This window comes from Arthrobacter sp. S2(2024) (assembly GCF_036662515.1).
GTDB lineage: Bacteria > Actinomycetota > Actinomycetes > Actinomycetales > Micrococcaceae > Arthrobacter.
The window spans coordinates 47,539-62,246 of sequence record NZ_JAYKZI010000002.1; the positions used below are offsets into that span (position 1 = coordinate 47,539).

At 64.1% G+C, this 14,708-nt stretch carries 13 protein-coding genes and 2 tRNA genes; 4 read left to right on the forward strand and 11 right to left on the reverse strand.

Features of this window, described 5'->3' with window-relative positions:
* Positions 1-9: 9 nt before the first annotated feature.
* From murA to leuC, 3 genes are all read right to left on the reverse strand, one after another.
* On the reverse strand, positions 10-1,335 hold the full coding sequence (gene murA, locus VLA65_RS03885) for a UDP-N-acetylglucosamine 1-carboxyvinyltransferase (protein WP_059387657.1): 1,326 nt from the start codon (positions 1,333-1,335) through the stop codon (positions 10-12).
* Positions 1,336-1,689: 354 nt separating this feature from the next.
* A complete protein-coding gene (gene leuD / locus VLA65_RS03890) occupies positions 1,690-2,292 on the reverse strand; it encodes a 3-isopropylmalate dehydratase small subunit (RefSeq protein WP_059387656.1) in 603 nt (200 codons plus the stop codon).
* A 9-nt stretch (positions 2,293-2,301) separates the two neighbouring features.
* Complete coding sequence (leuC, locus tag VLA65_RS03895) at positions 2,302-3,756, reverse strand: 3-isopropylmalate dehydratase large subunit (RefSeq protein WP_284988353.1); 1,455 nt, start codon at positions 3,754-3,756, stop codon at positions 2,302-2,304.
* A gap of 112 nt (positions 3,757-3,868) precedes the next feature.
* Here leuC and VLA65_RS03900 point away from each other — a divergent pair, with 112 nt between their 5' ends.
* Together VLA65_RS03900 and VLA65_RS03905 are read left to right on the forward strand one after the other, a co-directional pair.
* Positions 3,869-4,588 carry an IclR family transcriptional regulator gene (locus VLA65_RS03900; RefSeq protein WP_028264661.1) on the forward strand — a complete coding sequence of 240 codons (720 nt, stop codon included), beginning with the start codon at positions 3,869-3,871 and terminating at the stop codon, positions 4,586-4,588.
* Between the two features lie 70 nt (positions 4,589-4,658).
* Positions 4,659-5,222 carry a DUF1697 domain-containing protein gene (locus tag VLA65_RS03905; RefSeq protein WP_332601864.1) on the forward strand — a complete coding sequence of 188 codons (564 nt, stop codon included), beginning with the start codon at positions 4,659-4,661 and terminating at the stop codon, positions 5,220-5,222.
* Between the two features lie 104 nt (positions 5,223-5,326).
* Here VLA65_RS03905 and VLA65_RS03910 read toward each other — a convergent pair.
* Together VLA65_RS03910 and VLA65_RS03915 are read right to left on the reverse strand one after the other, a co-directional pair.
* Positions 5,327-5,399, reverse strand: a tRNA-Glu gene (locus tag VLA65_RS03910).
* Between the two features lie 141 nt (positions 5,400-5,540).
* A tRNA-Gln gene (locus VLA65_RS03915) sits at positions 5,541-5,612 on the reverse strand.
* Between the two features lie 343 nt (positions 5,613-5,955).
* On the opposite strand from VLA65_RS03915, the gene VLA65_RS03920 reads away from it, so the two are divergent.
* Entirely contained in the window at positions 5,956-7,419 is a 1,464-nt protein-coding gene (locus VLA65_RS03920; RefSeq protein ID WP_332601865.1) for a hypothetical protein, read from the forward strand.
* A gap of 10 nt (positions 7,420-7,429) precedes the next feature.
* On the opposite strand, the gene VLA65_RS03925 is transcribed toward VLA65_RS03920, so the two are convergent.
* From VLA65_RS03925 to VLA65_RS03940, 4 genes are all read right to left on the reverse strand, one after another.
* Positions 7,430-8,143, reverse strand: coding sequence for an HAD family hydrolase (locus VLA65_RS03925; protein ID WP_253257138.1), 714 nt, complete (start codon positions 8,141-8,143; stop codon positions 7,430-7,432).
* A gap of 12 nt (positions 8,144-8,155) precedes the next feature.
* Positions 8,156-9,670 carry a glutamate--tRNA ligase gene (gene gltX / locus VLA65_RS03930; RefSeq protein ID WP_284988356.1) on the reverse strand — a complete coding sequence of 505 codons (1,515 nt, stop codon included), beginning with the start codon at positions 9,668-9,670 and terminating at the stop codon, positions 8,156-8,158.
* Positions 9,671-9,758: 88 nt separating this feature from the next.
* Positions 9,759-10,535 carry a fumarylacetoacetate hydrolase family protein gene (locus VLA65_RS03935; protein ID WP_059387649.1) on the reverse strand — a complete coding sequence of 259 codons (777 nt, stop codon included), beginning with the start codon at positions 10,533-10,535 and terminating at the stop codon, positions 9,759-9,761.
* A 56-nt stretch (positions 10,536-10,591) separates the two neighbouring features.
* Entirely contained in the window at positions 10,592-11,374 is a 783-nt protein-coding gene (locus VLA65_RS03940; RefSeq protein ID WP_059387652.1) for an MBL fold metallo-hydrolase, read from the reverse strand.
* Between the two features lie 153 nt (positions 11,375-11,527).
* Here VLA65_RS03940 and VLA65_RS03945 point away from each other — a divergent pair, with 153 nt between their 5' ends.
* Positions 11,528-12,262: an SGNH/GDSL hydrolase family protein gene (locus VLA65_RS03945; protein ID WP_332601866.1), complete on the forward strand. Its 735-nt coding sequence runs from the start codon at positions 11,528-11,530 to the stop codon at positions 12,260-12,262.
* 117 nt (positions 12,263-12,379) lie between these two features.
* Here VLA65_RS03945 and VLA65_RS03950 read toward each other — a convergent pair whose 3' ends face one another.
* Complete coding sequence (locus VLA65_RS03950; RefSeq protein ID WP_284988358.1) at positions 12,380-13,492, reverse strand: branched-chain amino acid aminotransferase; 1,113 nt, start codon at positions 13,490-13,492, stop codon at positions 12,380-12,382.
* A gap of 133 nt (positions 13,493-13,625) precedes the next feature.
* Positions 13,626-14,690, reverse strand: coding sequence for a 3-isopropylmalate dehydrogenase (locus VLA65_RS03955; protein WP_442880166.1), 1,065 nt, complete (start codon positions 14,688-14,690; stop codon positions 13,626-13,628).
* Between the last annotated feature and the right edge of the window lie 18 nt (positions 14,691-14,708).

Sequence of the window (14,708 nt, forward strand, 5' to 3'; positions counted from 1 at the left end):
TGTCCCCCGTTACTTGGATTCGGTGAGGTCGAAATCGGCGCCCAGGCCGGCGAGCTTTTCGGTGAAGCGCTCGTAGCCGCGGTTGATGATGTCGATCCCGGTCACCCTGGACGTGCCGGTCGCGGCGAGCGCCGCAATGAGGTGGCTGAATCCGCCACGGAGGTCGGGGATGTCGATGTCGGTTCCCCTGAGCGGAGTGGGTCCTGAGACGACGGCGGAGTGCAGGAAGTTGCGCTGGCCGAAGCGGCAGGGCACGCTTCCGAGGCATTCACGGTGGACCTGGATGGTTGCGCCCATGCGGGTCAGGGCGTCAGTGAAGCCGAAGCGGTTTTCGTACACGGTTTCGTGGACGATCGACACGCCTTCAGCCTGGGTCAGGGCGACCACCAGGGGCTGTTGCCAGTCGGTCATGAAGCCCGGGTGCACATCCGTCTCAAGGACGAGCGGGCTCAGCTTTCCGCCAGGGTGGTAGAAGCGGATGCCGTCCTCGCGGATGTCCATTCCGCCGCCCACCTTGCGGTAGGTGTTGAGGAACGTCATCATGTCCCGCTGGGAAGCGCCCTCCACGAAGATGTCTCCCCGGGTCACCAAGGCAGCCGAAGCCCACGACGCCGATTCGTTGCGGTCTGCCAGTGCGCGGTGGTCGTAGCCACCCAGGTCCCGAACGCCCTCGATCCGGATGGTGCGATCGGTCTGGACGCTGATGATGGCACCCATCTTCTGCAGCACAGCGATGAGGTCGATGATTTCGGGTTCGGTGGCGGCACCGCTGAGTTCGGTGATGCCCTCGGCGCGGGTGGCACTCAGCAGGACCTGTTCCGTGGCTCCCACCGACGGGTACGGGAGTGAGATCTTGGCGCCGTGAAGTCCCTTGGGAGCGGAGATGTGGATGCCGCCCGGGCGCTTTTCGACGACGGCGCCAAACTGGCGGAGCACGTTCAGGTGGTAGTCGATGGGCCGGTCGCCGATCTTGCAGCCACCGAGATCGGGAATGAAGGCTTCTCCGATCGCATGAATCAAGGGACCGCAGAGCAGGATCGGGATACGGGAGTCCCCGGCGTGCGCGTCGATCGCGGTGCTGGACGCCGTCTTCGCATTCTTCGGATCCAGAGTGAGATCGCCGGTGACGGGATCCTTCTGCACAGTCACGCCGTGGAGCTGCAAGAGGCTGGTGACCACCTCGACGTCCTTGATTTCCGGGACGTTCCGCAGCACCGACGGTTCGTTGCCGAGGAGGGAAGCCACCATGGCCTTGGGAACAAGGTTCTTGGCACCTCTGACGGTGACGCGGCCAGTCAAAGGGACGCCGCCGCGGATTGTCAGAACACTACTCATCTATACCGGTTTCCTCACGAGTTGATGCCCCCACACTTACGAAGGCTCCAGCTAAGCATAAAAGCTGACGTTACCGATTCGAAATGCCGGGGCGCGGCGAAGGCCGGCTTTCAGCGACGCGGGGTCACTTACGGCCCATGTTGCCGCCCGGCATGGGCCGTAAGTGACCCCGCGTTCGTGCCCGATCCATGGATAACCCCTCATTCCAACCCCAACGACAACCATGGAGGCACAACGCCGGGATCAGGCCATGGCCACATCCCGCGAAACGCGTCACGCAGACGAAAAGGACCGGCGCACCCGTTCTTTCGGGTGCACCGGTCCTTTCAAGGTACGGAAGCTGCTCGGTTCGCGCTACTGGGTGCGCGCCGGCAGGGTTTTCGGTTTGAAGGAAGGCCTTGTGGCCTCGTAGGCCGTGATGTCTTCCTCGTGCTGGAGCGTCAGTCCGATGTCATCCAGGCCCTCGAGGAGGCGCCAGCGGGTGTAGTCATCGATCTCGAAAGGTGCGACGACGTTTCCGCACTCAACGGTCTTGGACACGAGGTCCACCTTGACTTCGGTGCCGGGCGCGTTTTCAAGGACTTTCCAGATGAGCTCGATGTCGTCCTGGGCAAGCTCGGCCGCCAGGAGGCCTTGCTTTCCCGAGTTGCCGCGGAAAATATCCGCGAACCGGGACGAGAGCACGGCTTTGAAGCCGTAGTCCTTCAGCGCCCAGACTGCGTGCTCGCGGGATGAACCGGTACCGAAATCGGGTCCCGCCACCAGCACGGAGCCGGCGTTGAAGGGTTCCTGGTTGAGGATGAAGGACGGGTCCTTCCGCCACGCCGAGAACAGGGCGTCCTCGAAACCGGTACGCGTAATCCGCTTCAAGTAGACCGCGGGAATGATCTGGTCCGTGTCCACATTGCTCTGGCGCAGCGGGACACCGATGCCAGTGTGGGTGGTGAACTTTTCCATGGGGCCCTCCTAGGCGGCGTCGGTGGTGGTGGATGCGGAAACAGAGGCGGGCTCCAGGTCCGAAGGCGAGCTCAGCGTTCCGCGGACTGCCGTGGCTGCGGCGACTACCGGCGAAACCAGGTGGGTACGTCCGCCCTTGCCCTGGCGTCCTTCGAAGTTGCGGTTCGAGGTGGAGGCACAGCGCTCCCCCGGTTCCAGCTGGTCCGGATTCATGCCCAGGCACATGGAGCAACCGGCGAAGCGCCATTCAGCGCCGAATTCCTTGAACACCTTGTCCAGGCCCTCGGCTTCGGCTTCAAGGCGGACGCGTGCCGAGCCGGGGACCACGAGCATGCGGACCTTGGGGTCCTTTTCGCGCCCGCGTATGACATCGGCGGCGGCCCGGAGGTCCTCGATGCGGGAGTTCGTGCAGGATCCGAGGAAGACCGTGTCCACCCGGATGTCCTTCATGGGCGTCCCGGCTTCGAGGCCCATGTACTGCAGCGCGCGCTCGGCAGCCAGCTTGGCGTTCTCGTCACCGAAGTCCGCGGGGAACGGCACTGCCTCGTTGAGCGAAATGCCCTGGCCCGGGTTGGTCCCCCAGGTCACGAACGGCTCCAAGGTATCGGCGTCGAGGTCCACCTCGACGTCGAAAGTTGCGTCGTCGTCGGTGTGCAGCGTGTTCCAGTATTCGACGGCGGCATCCCACTCGTCGCCCTGGGGGGCGTGCGGGCGGCCGTACATGTAGTCGTACGTCGTCTGGTCCGGGGCCACCAGGCCAGCGCGGGCGCCGGCCTCGATGGACATGTTGCAGATGGTCATGCGGGCATCCATGGAGAGCGCCCGGATGGCCGAGCCGCGGTACTCCAGGACGTAGCCCTGCCCGCCGCCGGTGCCGATCTTGGCAATGACTGCAAGGATGATGTCCTTCGCCGAAACGCCCGGACGCAGGGTGCCTTCAACGTTGATGGCCATGGTCTTGAACGGCTTGAGGGACAGCGTCTGGGTGGCCATGACGTGTTCCACCTCGGAAGTGCCGATACCCATGGCGAGTGCTCCGAAGGCGCCGTGGGTCGAGGTGTGTGAATCGCCGCAGACAACCGTCATGCCGGGCTGGGTGAGGCCCAACTGGGGTCCGACAACGTGCACAATGCCCTGCTCGGCGTCGCCGAGCGAGTGCAGGCGGACTCCGAACTCCTTGCAGTTGTTCCGCAAGGTCTGGATCTGGGTGCGGCTGGTCAGATCGGCAATCGGCTTGTCGATGTCCAGGGTCGGAGTGTTGTGGTCCTCCGTGGCGATCGTGAGGTCCGGGCGGCGCAGGGGTCGTCCAGCAAGGCGCAAGCCCTCAAAGGCCTGCGGGGAGGTCACCTCATGCACGAGGTGCAGGTCGATGAACAGAAGATCGGGCTGGGCGTTGGCTCCTTCGCCTTCGCCCTTGCGCACCACGTGCGCATCCCAAACTTTCTCGGCCAGTGTCTTTCCCACGGCCTGCTCCCTTCACTGCGGTTGGCTTGACTACTTCCACTGAACATCAGTGATCCGAACTGCGCCAGTGAAACAACTTGCATCTCAGATATTGAGACGGCAATATCATTACATGGACAATTCTAGTGGAGTCGGCGTCATCGATAAAGCGGCCCAGGTGCTCGACGCACTTGAGGCGGGGCCAACCACCTTGGCTCAACTTGTGGCGGCAACAGGTCTGGCCCGCCCCACGGTGCACCGCCTTGCGCTGGCGCTCGTCCACCACCGCCTCGTGAGCCGCGACATCCAAGGGCGTTTTGTCCTCGGCAGCCGCCTTGTCGAGCTTGCTTCGGCAGCCGGCGAAGACCGGCTCATCGCTTCCGCAGGCCCCGTCTTGATCCAGTTGCGCGACGCCACCGGAGAGAGCGCCCAGATCTTCCGACGCCAGGGCGACTGGCGCGTCTGCGTTGCCTCGGCCGAACGTCCGATCGGCCTGCGCGACACCATTCCCGTAGGCACACAGCTCTCCATGAAGGCCGGCTCCGCCGCCCAGATCCTGCTGGCATGGGAAGACCACGACCGCCTCTTGGACGGACTTCAGAACGCCCGGTTCACGCCGACAGTGCTGGCAGGAGTACGACGCCGGGGCTGGGCCCAGAGCCTCGGCGAACGCGAGCCTGGAGTCGCCTCGGTCTCCGCACCCGTGCGCGGCCCTTCCGGCCGGGTCATTGCTGCGGTGTCCATCTCCGGCCCCATCGAGCGCCTGACCCGCCAGCCCGGACGCCTGCATGCCGAAGTCGTCTGCAACGCCGCCCGGGTACTGACCGAAGCCCTGCGCAAGAACAACGACTAAGCGCTTCCCGTTTCCCGCCAGCCTCCCCGTCTGCGCCCCTCCTGCAGACGGGCGCAGGTAGGGTAGGCGCATGAACAGCTTTGCCGTGTTCCTGCGCGGGATCAACGTGGGCGGGATCAACATCAAGATGGCCGACCTCAAAGCAGCCCTGAAGGCGTACCCCTTCACCGACGTCAAGACCTTGCTGGCCAGCGGCAACGTGGTGCTCCGGAGCGAGCTCGACGCAGCGGGAGTCAAGGACGAATTCGAAAAGTGCTTGAGGTCGGCATTTGGCTACGACGCCTGGGTGGTGGTCCTGAGCTCCGAAAGGGTTGCCGAACTAGTGGAAGCCTGCCCCTATCCGGCAGACGATAAAACCACGCACAGCTACATCACGCTCGCCTCGGACGCGGCCATGCTGGACGAACTATTCAACGCCGGCGCGGCCCTCGGCGCACCAGGGCAGGGCGGCGTCGAGCAAGTCCGGCTGGGTCCCGAGGCGACGGCGTGGCTAGCCCCGGCGGGAGGAACCTTGGACAGCCCCTTCAGCAAGCTCTCCGCAAAGACCCGCTACAAGGCGAGCACCACCACGCGGAACCTCCGCACGCTCATCAAGGTCAGGGATGCTGCAGAGGCCCTTCAGAAGACCACCTGAGCTGCCAGCCGTACTGCTCCCCCTTTATTGAGGGGAGAAATCCACACGAACTTTGGGCAAAGAAAAATCCCCCGGAACCTGATGGTTCCGGGGGATTCATTTTGTGACCCCAGCGGGATTCGAACCCGCGTTACCGCCGTGAGAGGGCGGCGTACTAGGCCGCTATACGATGGGGCCTTGCACTTTGTTTTACTGCCATATTGAATACCGCTTCCGGCATTCAAGCTGAATGAGTATTTCATACATCCAGCATTGTTTCAAATCGGCGAACCGTTTTGAAACTCCAAATTCCCGCGCAAATTCGCGGATTATTCAGAGCTGGGATACCAGGACTCGAACCTAGAATGACGGTACCAGAAACCGTAGTGTTGCCAATTACACCATATCCCATTGGCGCTTTTAGGCCGGATTCGATGGCGTAAACCTTCGCTCCGTGCCCCTCAGCACGAGTAATTACTTTACCCGAGACTTTCGATGCACACAAATCGACCGCGCACGCCCGCGCACGCCCGATGCGCACCTCGACAATCCCCCGGCAAGGATGACGACATCGAAAAAACCCTTGCAATCGGCAGGGTCTTAGCTTTACTCTCGGTAAGTTACCAATCGGTAACCAACGCCACGCACTTGTTTCGTGGCACAGCTACAGGCCGGGTCGCCTGTTAGCTGCGTCACATGGGGGGATCCCTGGCAGCAGCGCCGCTGTCGGGAAAGTCATCGAGAGGAATTGCCCATGACACCGAACCCTGCAACTGCCACCAGAACGCGGAGCCGTGCCCAGATAATCGCCATTGCCGTGCTCGCACTCCTGTTGATCGCGCTCCTCGGCTTCTACACCCTGGTCATTGGGAAGATCGCGGCGGGGTCGGCGCAGCTGAATGACGGCGCAGGCCAGGCATCCGCCGGCGCAGGCCAGCTCAAGGACGGCGCGGCAAGGCTTGCGGGTGGAGCTGCGGAAGCCGGGACAGGTGCGGCCAAGCTGGCTGATGGCGCGTCAAAAGTCCAAAACGGAATCCAAGGCAAACTAGCCCCGGGAGCCCAGCAGTTGAAGGACGGAGCCGACAAACTCGCAACAGGGGCCGTGAAAATCCAGAATGACGTCAACGCCAAGCTTGCGCCGGGAGTCTACAAAGTGGACGACGGCGCACAGAAGCTCGCGGCGGGTGCCCTGCAGCTTTCCGCGGCACTGACTCCGACGCCGGGCGGCAATGCTGAAAACAATCTCGGAGACGGCGCCACCCAACTAAACAACGGTGCGAACCAGCTCAACAGCGGAGCCGCCCAGCTCAACTCCGGTGCCGCCCAACTCGACGCAGGTGCTTCCAGGCTCGCGGCGGGCACCGACCAGCTGAAAGGCGACCCGGGTGCCGGAGACGATCCCACCAAGGGAACCGGCTCCGCTGCGTTGGCCCAGGGGCTCCAGCAGCTCGCCGACGCCGCCAACGGTATCCAGGGCGTGGTGCCCCTGGCAACGCTGAAGGCCCAGATCAATGCGCTCAACGACGGCGCGCACCGCCTTGACGCCGGAGCCTCGCAATTGCAGGCCGGAGCTGGCCAGCTTTCGGCCGGAGCGGCGCAACTGCACGCCGGCACCGGACGGCTCGCCGACGGCACCGGGAAGCTGGCAGCAGGGACCGGCAAACTGACGGACGGTTTCGCCATCCTCGCCCAGAAGCTCAATAGCCAGGATCCGGCGTCCCCGGGCGTGGTTCTGGGAACCCAAATGCTCGCCGATGGAACCGCAAAGATCCGCGTGGGCATGGACGGCGTACCTGGCGACCCTGAGCATCCGGGCCTCCTCAAAGCCACCGCCAGCATGACGGACGGCACGTCCCGCTTGGCTGCAGGCACGGACTCGCTGATGACAGGGATCAAGGGCAGCCCTGCTGATCCTTCCTCACCCGGTCTCCTTGACGGTTCCACTGCGTTGGCAGCGGGCGCCTCCAAGTTGTCCGATGGAAACGCCAAACTGGCAGCAGGCTCAGCCAAGTTGTCCACCGGTGCCGACAAACTCGCGGACGGAAATGCGCGGATCGCGGCGGGCACCGCGGAACTGCATCAAGGAGCTGCGGCGGTGTCGCCGTCGAGCATGGCTGAAAAGTCGGATACCGGCACGGCGCTCGGACTTGTGGGCGTCCTGGGAGCGGGTTCCATCGGAACGTTCGTATTCCTGCGGAAGTTCCGGCTGGGCGCTTAGCTGCAGAGCTTCAGGCGAGCAGCCGGGTCAAGGAGTCTATTTCCCGGCCGGAAAAGTCGGAGGCGAGCTCACCAGTGCGATTCAACCAGATGCCCAGCAATCCTGCAGCAGTGGCGCCGTCGGCGTCGAGAAGGCGGTTGTCTCCCACAAAAAGGGTCTCGGCCGGGGTGGTGCCCAAGCGACGGACCCCTTCCAGGTAAATGGCGGGGTCCGGCTTGGGCACGCCTACGGTGTCCGTTCCGACAAGGACCGAGACCCGGGCAAGCCCCGCACTGTCGAGCTTGACCCGCTGGTAGTCGTGAACGTTGTTGCTCACGGCGCCGTAGGGGATGCCCGCGGCGTCGAGAGCGTCGAGGACGGGCAGGACGTCGCTGAACGCCCTGACATAACTGGGCTGTAGGCGCGAGTAGTCATTGAGCCACGTGTGGGAGTCCTCTCCCCCGAGCTCCACACCGAAATGCCCAAGGGCCGCGCGGCCACGGAGGAGCCGCTGCTCGTTGAACGTCAATTCACCGGCTAGGTACCGGTCATAGAAATGCGTGGTTTCGTGCGTGAAGATCCGTCCGAACTTCTCCCACCCGGCCTGGTCCAGGCCGGGCAGGAGGTGTTCGCTCACGTCACGCAAGGCCGTGGTCATGGCGTACTCAAGGTCCACCAGGGTGTCGTCGATGTCGAACAGGACACCGCGGACCGTGCCGAATGACTCATGAAGTGCGTTGATCACGGAGTGCCTGAACTAGCCGCGGAACGCGCGCAGGCGGGTGAGCGAGGAATCCTTGCCCAGGATGACCATCGATTCGAACAGCGGCGGCGAGATGCGGCGGCCGGAGATTGCCGTGCGCACCGGGCCGAACGCGAGGCGCGGCTTGATCCCAAGACCTTCCACCAACGCTTGCTTGAGCGCTGCCTGGATGCTTTCCGCTGTCCAGTCGGCGAGGGGTTCCAGCGCAACCAACGCGGCGTCCAGCACCTCGACCAGGTTCTCGGGAAGTCCCTTGCGGGCGTCCTCGGCGATGTCGATCGCGTCGTCCTTCTTGAACAGGAAGGCGAGCATCTCGGGAGCTTCGCCCAGCAGGGTGATCCGTTCCTGGACCAGCGGCGCGGACTCGGCAAGGATCTCTTCCTGGCGCGGAGTCAGGATCTCCCCCACGAAACCTGCGGCACGCAGGTACGGCACGAGCCTCTGACGGAAGTCCTCGGGCGTGAGCATGCGCACGTGCGTACCGTTGATGGCCTCGGCCTTCTTGATATCGAAGCGCGCAGGGTTGCCCAGGACATCGTGGATATCGAAGTTGGCCACGAGCTGCTCCACGGTGAAGATATCCTCATCGGCGCTCAGCGACCAGCCCAGGAGTGACAGGTAATTGAGCAATCCTTCACGGATGAACCCACGTTCACGGTGCAGGAACAGGCTGGATTCCGGATCGCGCTTGGAAAGCTTCTTGTTGCCCTGGCCCATGACATAGGGAAGGTGGCCGAACTCGGGCATGTACTCAGCCACGCCGATGGCGTAAAGCGCGCGGTAGAGGGCGATCTGCCGGGGAGTGGAGCTGAGCAGGTCCTCGCCGCGGAGGACGTGCGTGATGCCCATGAGTGCATCGTCCACGGGGTTCACGAGCGTGTACAGCGGAGCTCCGTTGGCACGCACCACAGCGAAGTCAGGCACGGATCCCGCCTTGAACGTGATCTCCCCGCGCACAAGGTCGTTGAAGGTCAGGTCTTCGTCCGGCATGCGCAGGCGCAGCACGGCATTGCGGCCCTCGGCCTTGTACTGGGCGAGCTGTTCCTCGGTGACGTGCCGGTCAAAGCCGTCGTAGCCGAGCTTAGGATCCCGCCCTGCGGCGCGGTGCCGTGCTTCGATCTCCTCGGGAGTGGAGTACGACTCATAGATGTGACCGCCGGCCTTGAGCTTGGCGATGACGTCCTGGTACATGTCGCTGCGCTGCGACTGGCGGTACGGTTCGTGCGGCCCGCCAACCTCGACGCCCTCGTCCCAGTCGATGCCGAGCCACTTCAACGCGTCAAGCAGTTGGTGGTAGCTCTCCTCGCTGTCGCGGGCCGAATCGGTGTCCTCGATCCGGAAAATCAGCTTGCCACCCGTGTGCCGCGCGTAGGCCCAGTTGAAGAGGGCCGTGCGGATCAACCCAACGTGCGGAGTTCCCGTAGGTGAGGGGCAGAACCGGACGCGGACCGGGGTTTCGGCGTTTACGGCGGGAATGGCGGCAGAGTTCGGCGCAGCAACAGTAGTCATAGTGGTTCCAACTTTACCCCGTGGCGGTGGGCGGAATGCCCAGTGCCAGCGGGTCCAGAGCGACCGGCTGGGCGGAACGCCGAGCCTCTTAGCGGCGGACTACCGGGTTGGACAAGCGGCCGATGCCTTCGATCTCGATCTCGTAGCGGTCGCCCTCCTGGACCAGCCCGACGCCGGCAGGAGTCCCGGTCATGATGACATCACCCGGAAGCAGGGTGAAAGCCTGCGAAACGATCGACACCAGCTCGCGCACGCTGCGGATCATCTGGTTCGTGCTGCCGTCCTGGCGGAGTTCGCCATTGAGCCAGCCCTTGATGGCCAGGTCTTCGGGATCGAGTTCCGTCTCGATCCACGGGCCGAGCGGCGCGGAGGTGTCAAAGCCCTTGGCACGCGCCCACTGCAGGTCCGTCTTCTGGACGTCGCGGGCCGTGAGGTCGTTGCCGCAGGTGTAACCGAAAATGACGTCGTCCACGCGGTCCTCGGGCACGTCCTTGCAAATGCGGCCGATGACGACGCAGAGTTCCGCTTCGAAGGAGACTTCCTCCGAGAACTCAGGCAACACGATCGGATCGTTGGGGCCAACGACGGCGGTATTCGGTTTCAGGAACAGCAAGGGGTGCTGCGGAACTTCATTACCGAGTTCCCGGGCATGCTCGGCGAAGTTCCGTCCGACGCCGATGACCTTGCTGCGGGGAATAATCGGGGCCAGAAGGCGAACGTCCTCCAGCTTGTGGCGGACCGAGGTCCGCTCGACGCCGTTGAAGAAGGGGTCGCCGTGGATGACAGTGATCATTTCACTGCCTGGCTCACCTTCAACGACGCCGTAGACGGGATCAGAATCAACAACAAACCGGGCGATACGCATGGGTTCTAGCGTACCGTCCGCCGGCGGCCGCTATGCGCGCACTGAAGAGGTGCCCGCTAGCCGCGCAGATAGTCCAATTGCGCCGCCACCGAAGTTTCAGCTGCCCAGCGCACGGAAGGATCGACGTCGGGATACACCGCATCGGTGACAGCTTGGACTTCGGCTTGGGCGCCGAGGCGCGCGAGTGCTTCACGGATTTGGTCCAGGCGCATCTCCCTGTGGGCCCGGTACTCGCGGCACACGGCGTCGACGGCTGGCAGGACGGGGCCGTGTGCGGGCAACAGCGTCGCCGGACCGAGGCTTTCGAGCTTGTCGAGGCTGGAGAGGTAATCCCCCAGCCGTCCGTCAGGATAGTCCAGGACGGTGGTGCCCCGCCCCAGGATGGTATCGCCCGTCAGCACCGAGCCGTCCGGTCCGTCGCCCGGAAGGTGGAAGCAGACTGAGTCCGAGGTATGGCCCGGCGTGGCAAGAACCCGGATCTCAACGCCTCCGGCCTCGATGACCTCGCCACCGCGCAACGGCTCGCCGCCGTGGCAATAGGCGGGATCCGCCGCACGGACGGGCGCGCCGGTGAGTTCGTGGAACACCTCAGAGGCCTCGGTGTGGTCCTTGTGGCGATGGGTGATGAGAACGAGCTCCACAGGCCCCGCGGCGGCCAGGGCCGCGAGGTGCGATTCGTCGAGCGGCCCGGGATCCACGACGACCACTCCAGCAGCGTCCGGCGCGGCAATGACGTACGAGTTGGTGCCGTCAAGGCTCATCGGACCCGGATTAGGCGCGAGCCGCGAGCGGGTGAGGTGGCTGCTGTTCTGGAAAGTGGCGTCATTGACCGGATTCACTTCTCCATCTTGGCACACGCCAAGTGGCGGGACCTTGGACGGGAAGCCCGGTTCCGCGAGCCAGGAACCAAGAGGCAGGCACGGCACACGACGTAACATGGTGCCAAGGAACTGGGACGGATACATGTGGACAGTTGCGGAGGAGGAGCCGAATTGTTGCGGAATCACACCCGACGAAGAGAACTTCTCCGGACGACGACGGCGATCGCCACCGCCTGCCTTTCCGTCCTCGCACTCCTCAGCGCCTGTTCCTCCGACACCGGACCGCGGTCCGCCGCGGCCCAGCCCACCGTGGTGATCATCGGAGACTCCCTCAGCACGGGTCACGGCACCTCGCCTGACGAGGCCTGGCCAAAGCTGGTGGAGAACGATCCCGGCTTTCAACAGCTCCAAGCGACCATCGTCAATGCTGCACGGGATGGCAGCGGCTACGTCAGTGTCGGCGAGGACGGATCGACCTTCGGTTCCCAAGTGGACACAGCGGTAACCGACGAGACCCGCCTGGTGCTGTTCTTTGGTTCCGAAAACGATATGGGAACGGCCGCAGGAGAAACCGAGGCTGCGGCCACGCGGTCGTTCGCCTCAGTCAAGTCCCGCGCTCCCCAAGCCGACATCGTCGTGGTCGGGCCGCCGTCGTACACGAGCACGCCCGAAGCCGAAAGGCTCGACATCCGCGACCAGGACAAGGCCGCTGCCCTGAAAGCCGGCGCGCACTTCGTTGATCCGATCGACCTCGGCTGGATCATGGACGATGCCGCGGAGCTCATTGGTCCCGACGGCGATCACCCGTCCGCGGCGGGCCAGCAATATCTGCAGGCCAAGATGGAAGCGCTCATCGGACCGCGGATCCAGCAAGCCAGCACCGGTAACAACCAGCTCACTGGTTAACGGCGACGGCGACCCTGCCACCAGGGTGGGATGCCGCCGTCGGGCATTTTCCAAGACAGGGCCCACTCCGGCGAGGGACCCAAGCCACGCTTGCGAGGCTTGGGAGCCGGTGGGGACTTAAGCCAGTCGGGTGAGCCAGCCGTGCGTGTCCTCGACCGTTCCGGTCTGGATGCCGAGCAACTGCTCGCGGATGGCCATGGTGGTTTCACCTGCCTTGGCGTCCTCGGAACCGATGAACTCGGTCTTGTCCTTGAGGACGCCGATGGGGGTGATGACGGCGGCGGTTCCGCAAGCAAAGACCTCGGCGATTTCGCCGGAGGCCACGCCGTCGCGCCACTCGGCGAGGGTGATCTTCCGTTCGGAAACCTCGCGGCCCATGTCCTTCGCCACCTGGATGACGGAAGAACGGGTCACGCCTTCGAGGATGGTTCCGGTGAGTGCCGGAGTGACGAGTGAACCGTCCTTCATGACGAAGAAGACGTTCATGCCCCCGAGTTCCTCGACGGCATCGTCGTTGAAGTGGTCCAGGAAAAGGACCTGCTTGCAGCCGTTCTCTTCGGCTTCCATCTGGGCAATCAGGGACGCGGCGTAGTTTCCACCGCACTTGGCTGCACCGGTGCCGCCGCGGCCGGCGCGCGCGTACTCACGGGAGATCCAGATGGATACCGGCTTGAGTTCGCCGCCGAAGTAGTTGCCGGCCGGAGAAGCGATGACCCGGAAGGAGACCTCGCGGGCTGCGCGGACACCCAGGAAGGCTTCCGTCGCGATCATGAACGGACGCAAGTACAGGGCTTCGCCGTCGCCGGACGGAACCCATTCCTTGTCCGCCTGCACGAGTTCGCGGATGGCGCCGAGGAAGTACTCCTCGGGCAGTTCCGGGAGGGCCAAGCGGCGTGCCGACTTGTTCAGGCGGGCGGCGTTGGCCTCGGGACGGAACGTCCAAACGGAGCCGTCAGCGTGGCGGTATGCCTTGAGGCCTTCGAAGATCTCCTGGCCGTAGTGCAGCACTGCCGCCGAAGGGTCCAGGGAAATCGGTCCGTAGGCCTCGACGCGGGCACTGTGCCAGCCGCCCTTGCCCTGGGTGTCGACGCTGTAGTCGACAATGACGGTGTTGTCGGTGAAGTAGTCGCCAAATCCCGGGTTTGCCAGGATAGCTGCACGCTCCTCAGCAGACTTCGGGGTCTCCGAGAGCTGCTGGCTGAATTCGACGCCGTGGGCAGTCTGAGTCATGTTTCCTCCAGTCGGCTACCAGGCAGAGCAAACCATCTCTTGGAGGATATGGTTCAGCGACGGACCACGGCAGCAGTAAATAATTCAAGTAAAGCTTACGCCCGGGTACAGACCCGCAGTGCCAGTACGGGCCCTAGAGTGCGGCAGCGATGGCATCGCCGACGGCAGCGGTGCTGCGGCTGTCGCCGTTGCGGCTTTCGATGTCGGCGACGACGGCGGCTTCGATCCTGCGGGCTGCGCTCGTGTAGCCGAGGTGGTCCAGCAACAAGGCCGCGGACAGGATGGCGGCGGTTGGATCCGCCTTCTGCTGTCCGGCGATATCCGGGGCGGAGCCGTGGACGGGTTCGAACATGGAGGGCGCGGTGCGGTCCATGTTGATGTTGCCCGAGGCCGCGAGACCGATCCCGCCGGTGATGGCGGCGGCGAGGTCAGTGATGATGTCTCCGAAGAGGTTGTCGGTGACGATCACGTCGAAGCGGGAGGGGTCGGTCACCATGAAGATGGTGGCGGCGTCGATGTGCAGGTAGTCGTGGGTGACCTCGGGGAATTCCTTGGCCACGGCCTCCACGGTGCGCTTCCACAAGTGGCCTGCGAAGACCAGGACGTTGTGCTTGTGGACGAGGGTGACGTGCTTTCGGGGACGCTCGCTGGCGCGGCGGAAGGCGTCACGGACAACGCGCTCGACGCCGTGGGCCGTGTTGAGCGATACCTCGGTGGCAACCTCGTGGGGGGTGCCCCCGCGGAGCGTACCGCCGTTGCCGACGTACGGACCTTCGGTGCCTTCGCGGACCACGATGAAATCGATGTCGCCGGGATTGGCCAGCGGGCTGCCCACCGTCCCGTAGAGCCGCGAAGGGCGCAGGTTCACGAAGTGGTCAAGGCTGAAGCGGAGCTTGAGCAGCATTTCGCGTTCGATGATGCCTGAAGGAATGCGGGTGTCCCCCGGTGCCGCACCGACGGCGCCGAACAAGATCGCATCGCGGGTACGCAGATCGGCCAGGACCTCGTCCGGGAGGGTCTCGCCGGTTTCAAGCCAGTGCTGGGCTCCGAGCTTGTATTCGGTCTGCTCGAGGGTGACGCCTTCTTCGGCGACAACCTTTTCCAGGACTTTGAGGGCTTCGGCAATGACTTCGGGGCCAATGCCGTCGCCGGGAATGACAGCCAGGTTGATCGTTGCGGCGGGTTGCGTTGCACTCATGTTTTCAGACTGCCAACG

Excerpts from the sequence above, each read along its gene's own strand:
- VLA65_RS03920 (WP_332601865.1), top strand. The coding sequence starts at position 5,956 with ATGACACCGAACCCTGCAACTGCCACCAGAACGCGGAGCCGTGCCCAG.
- VLA65_RS03905 (WP_332601864.1), top strand. The coding sequence starts at position 4,659 with ATGAACAGCTTTGCCGTGTTCCTGCGCGGGATCAACGTGGGCGGGATC.
- murA (WP_059387657.1), bottom strand. The coding sequence starts at position 1,335 with ATGAGTAGTGTTCTGACAATCCGCGGCGGCGTCCCTTTGACTGGCCGC.
- gltX (WP_284988356.1), bottom strand. The coding sequence starts at position 9,670 with ATGACTACTGTTGCTGCGCCGAACTCTGCCGCCATTCCCGCCGTAAAC.
- VLA65_RS03950 (WP_284988358.1), bottom strand. The coding sequence starts at position 13,492 with ATGACTCAGACTGCCCACGGCGTCGAATTCAGCCAGCAGCTCTCGGAG.
- VLA65_RS03900 (WP_028264661.1), top strand. The coding sequence starts at position 3,869 with ATGGACAATTCTAGTGGAGTCGGCGTCATCGATAAAGCGGCCCAGGTG.
- VLA65_RS03935 (WP_059387649.1), bottom strand. The coding sequence starts at position 10,535 with ATGCGTATCGCCCGGTTTGTTGTTGATTCTGATCCCGTCTACGGCGTC.
- leuD (WP_059387656.1), bottom strand. The coding sequence starts at position 2,292 with ATGGAAAAGTTCACCACCCACACTGGCATCGGTGTCCCGCTGCGCCAG.
- VLA65_RS03955 (WP_442880166.1), bottom strand. The coding sequence starts at position 14,690 with ATGAGTGCAACGCAACCCGCCGCAACGATCAACCTGGCTGTCATTCCC.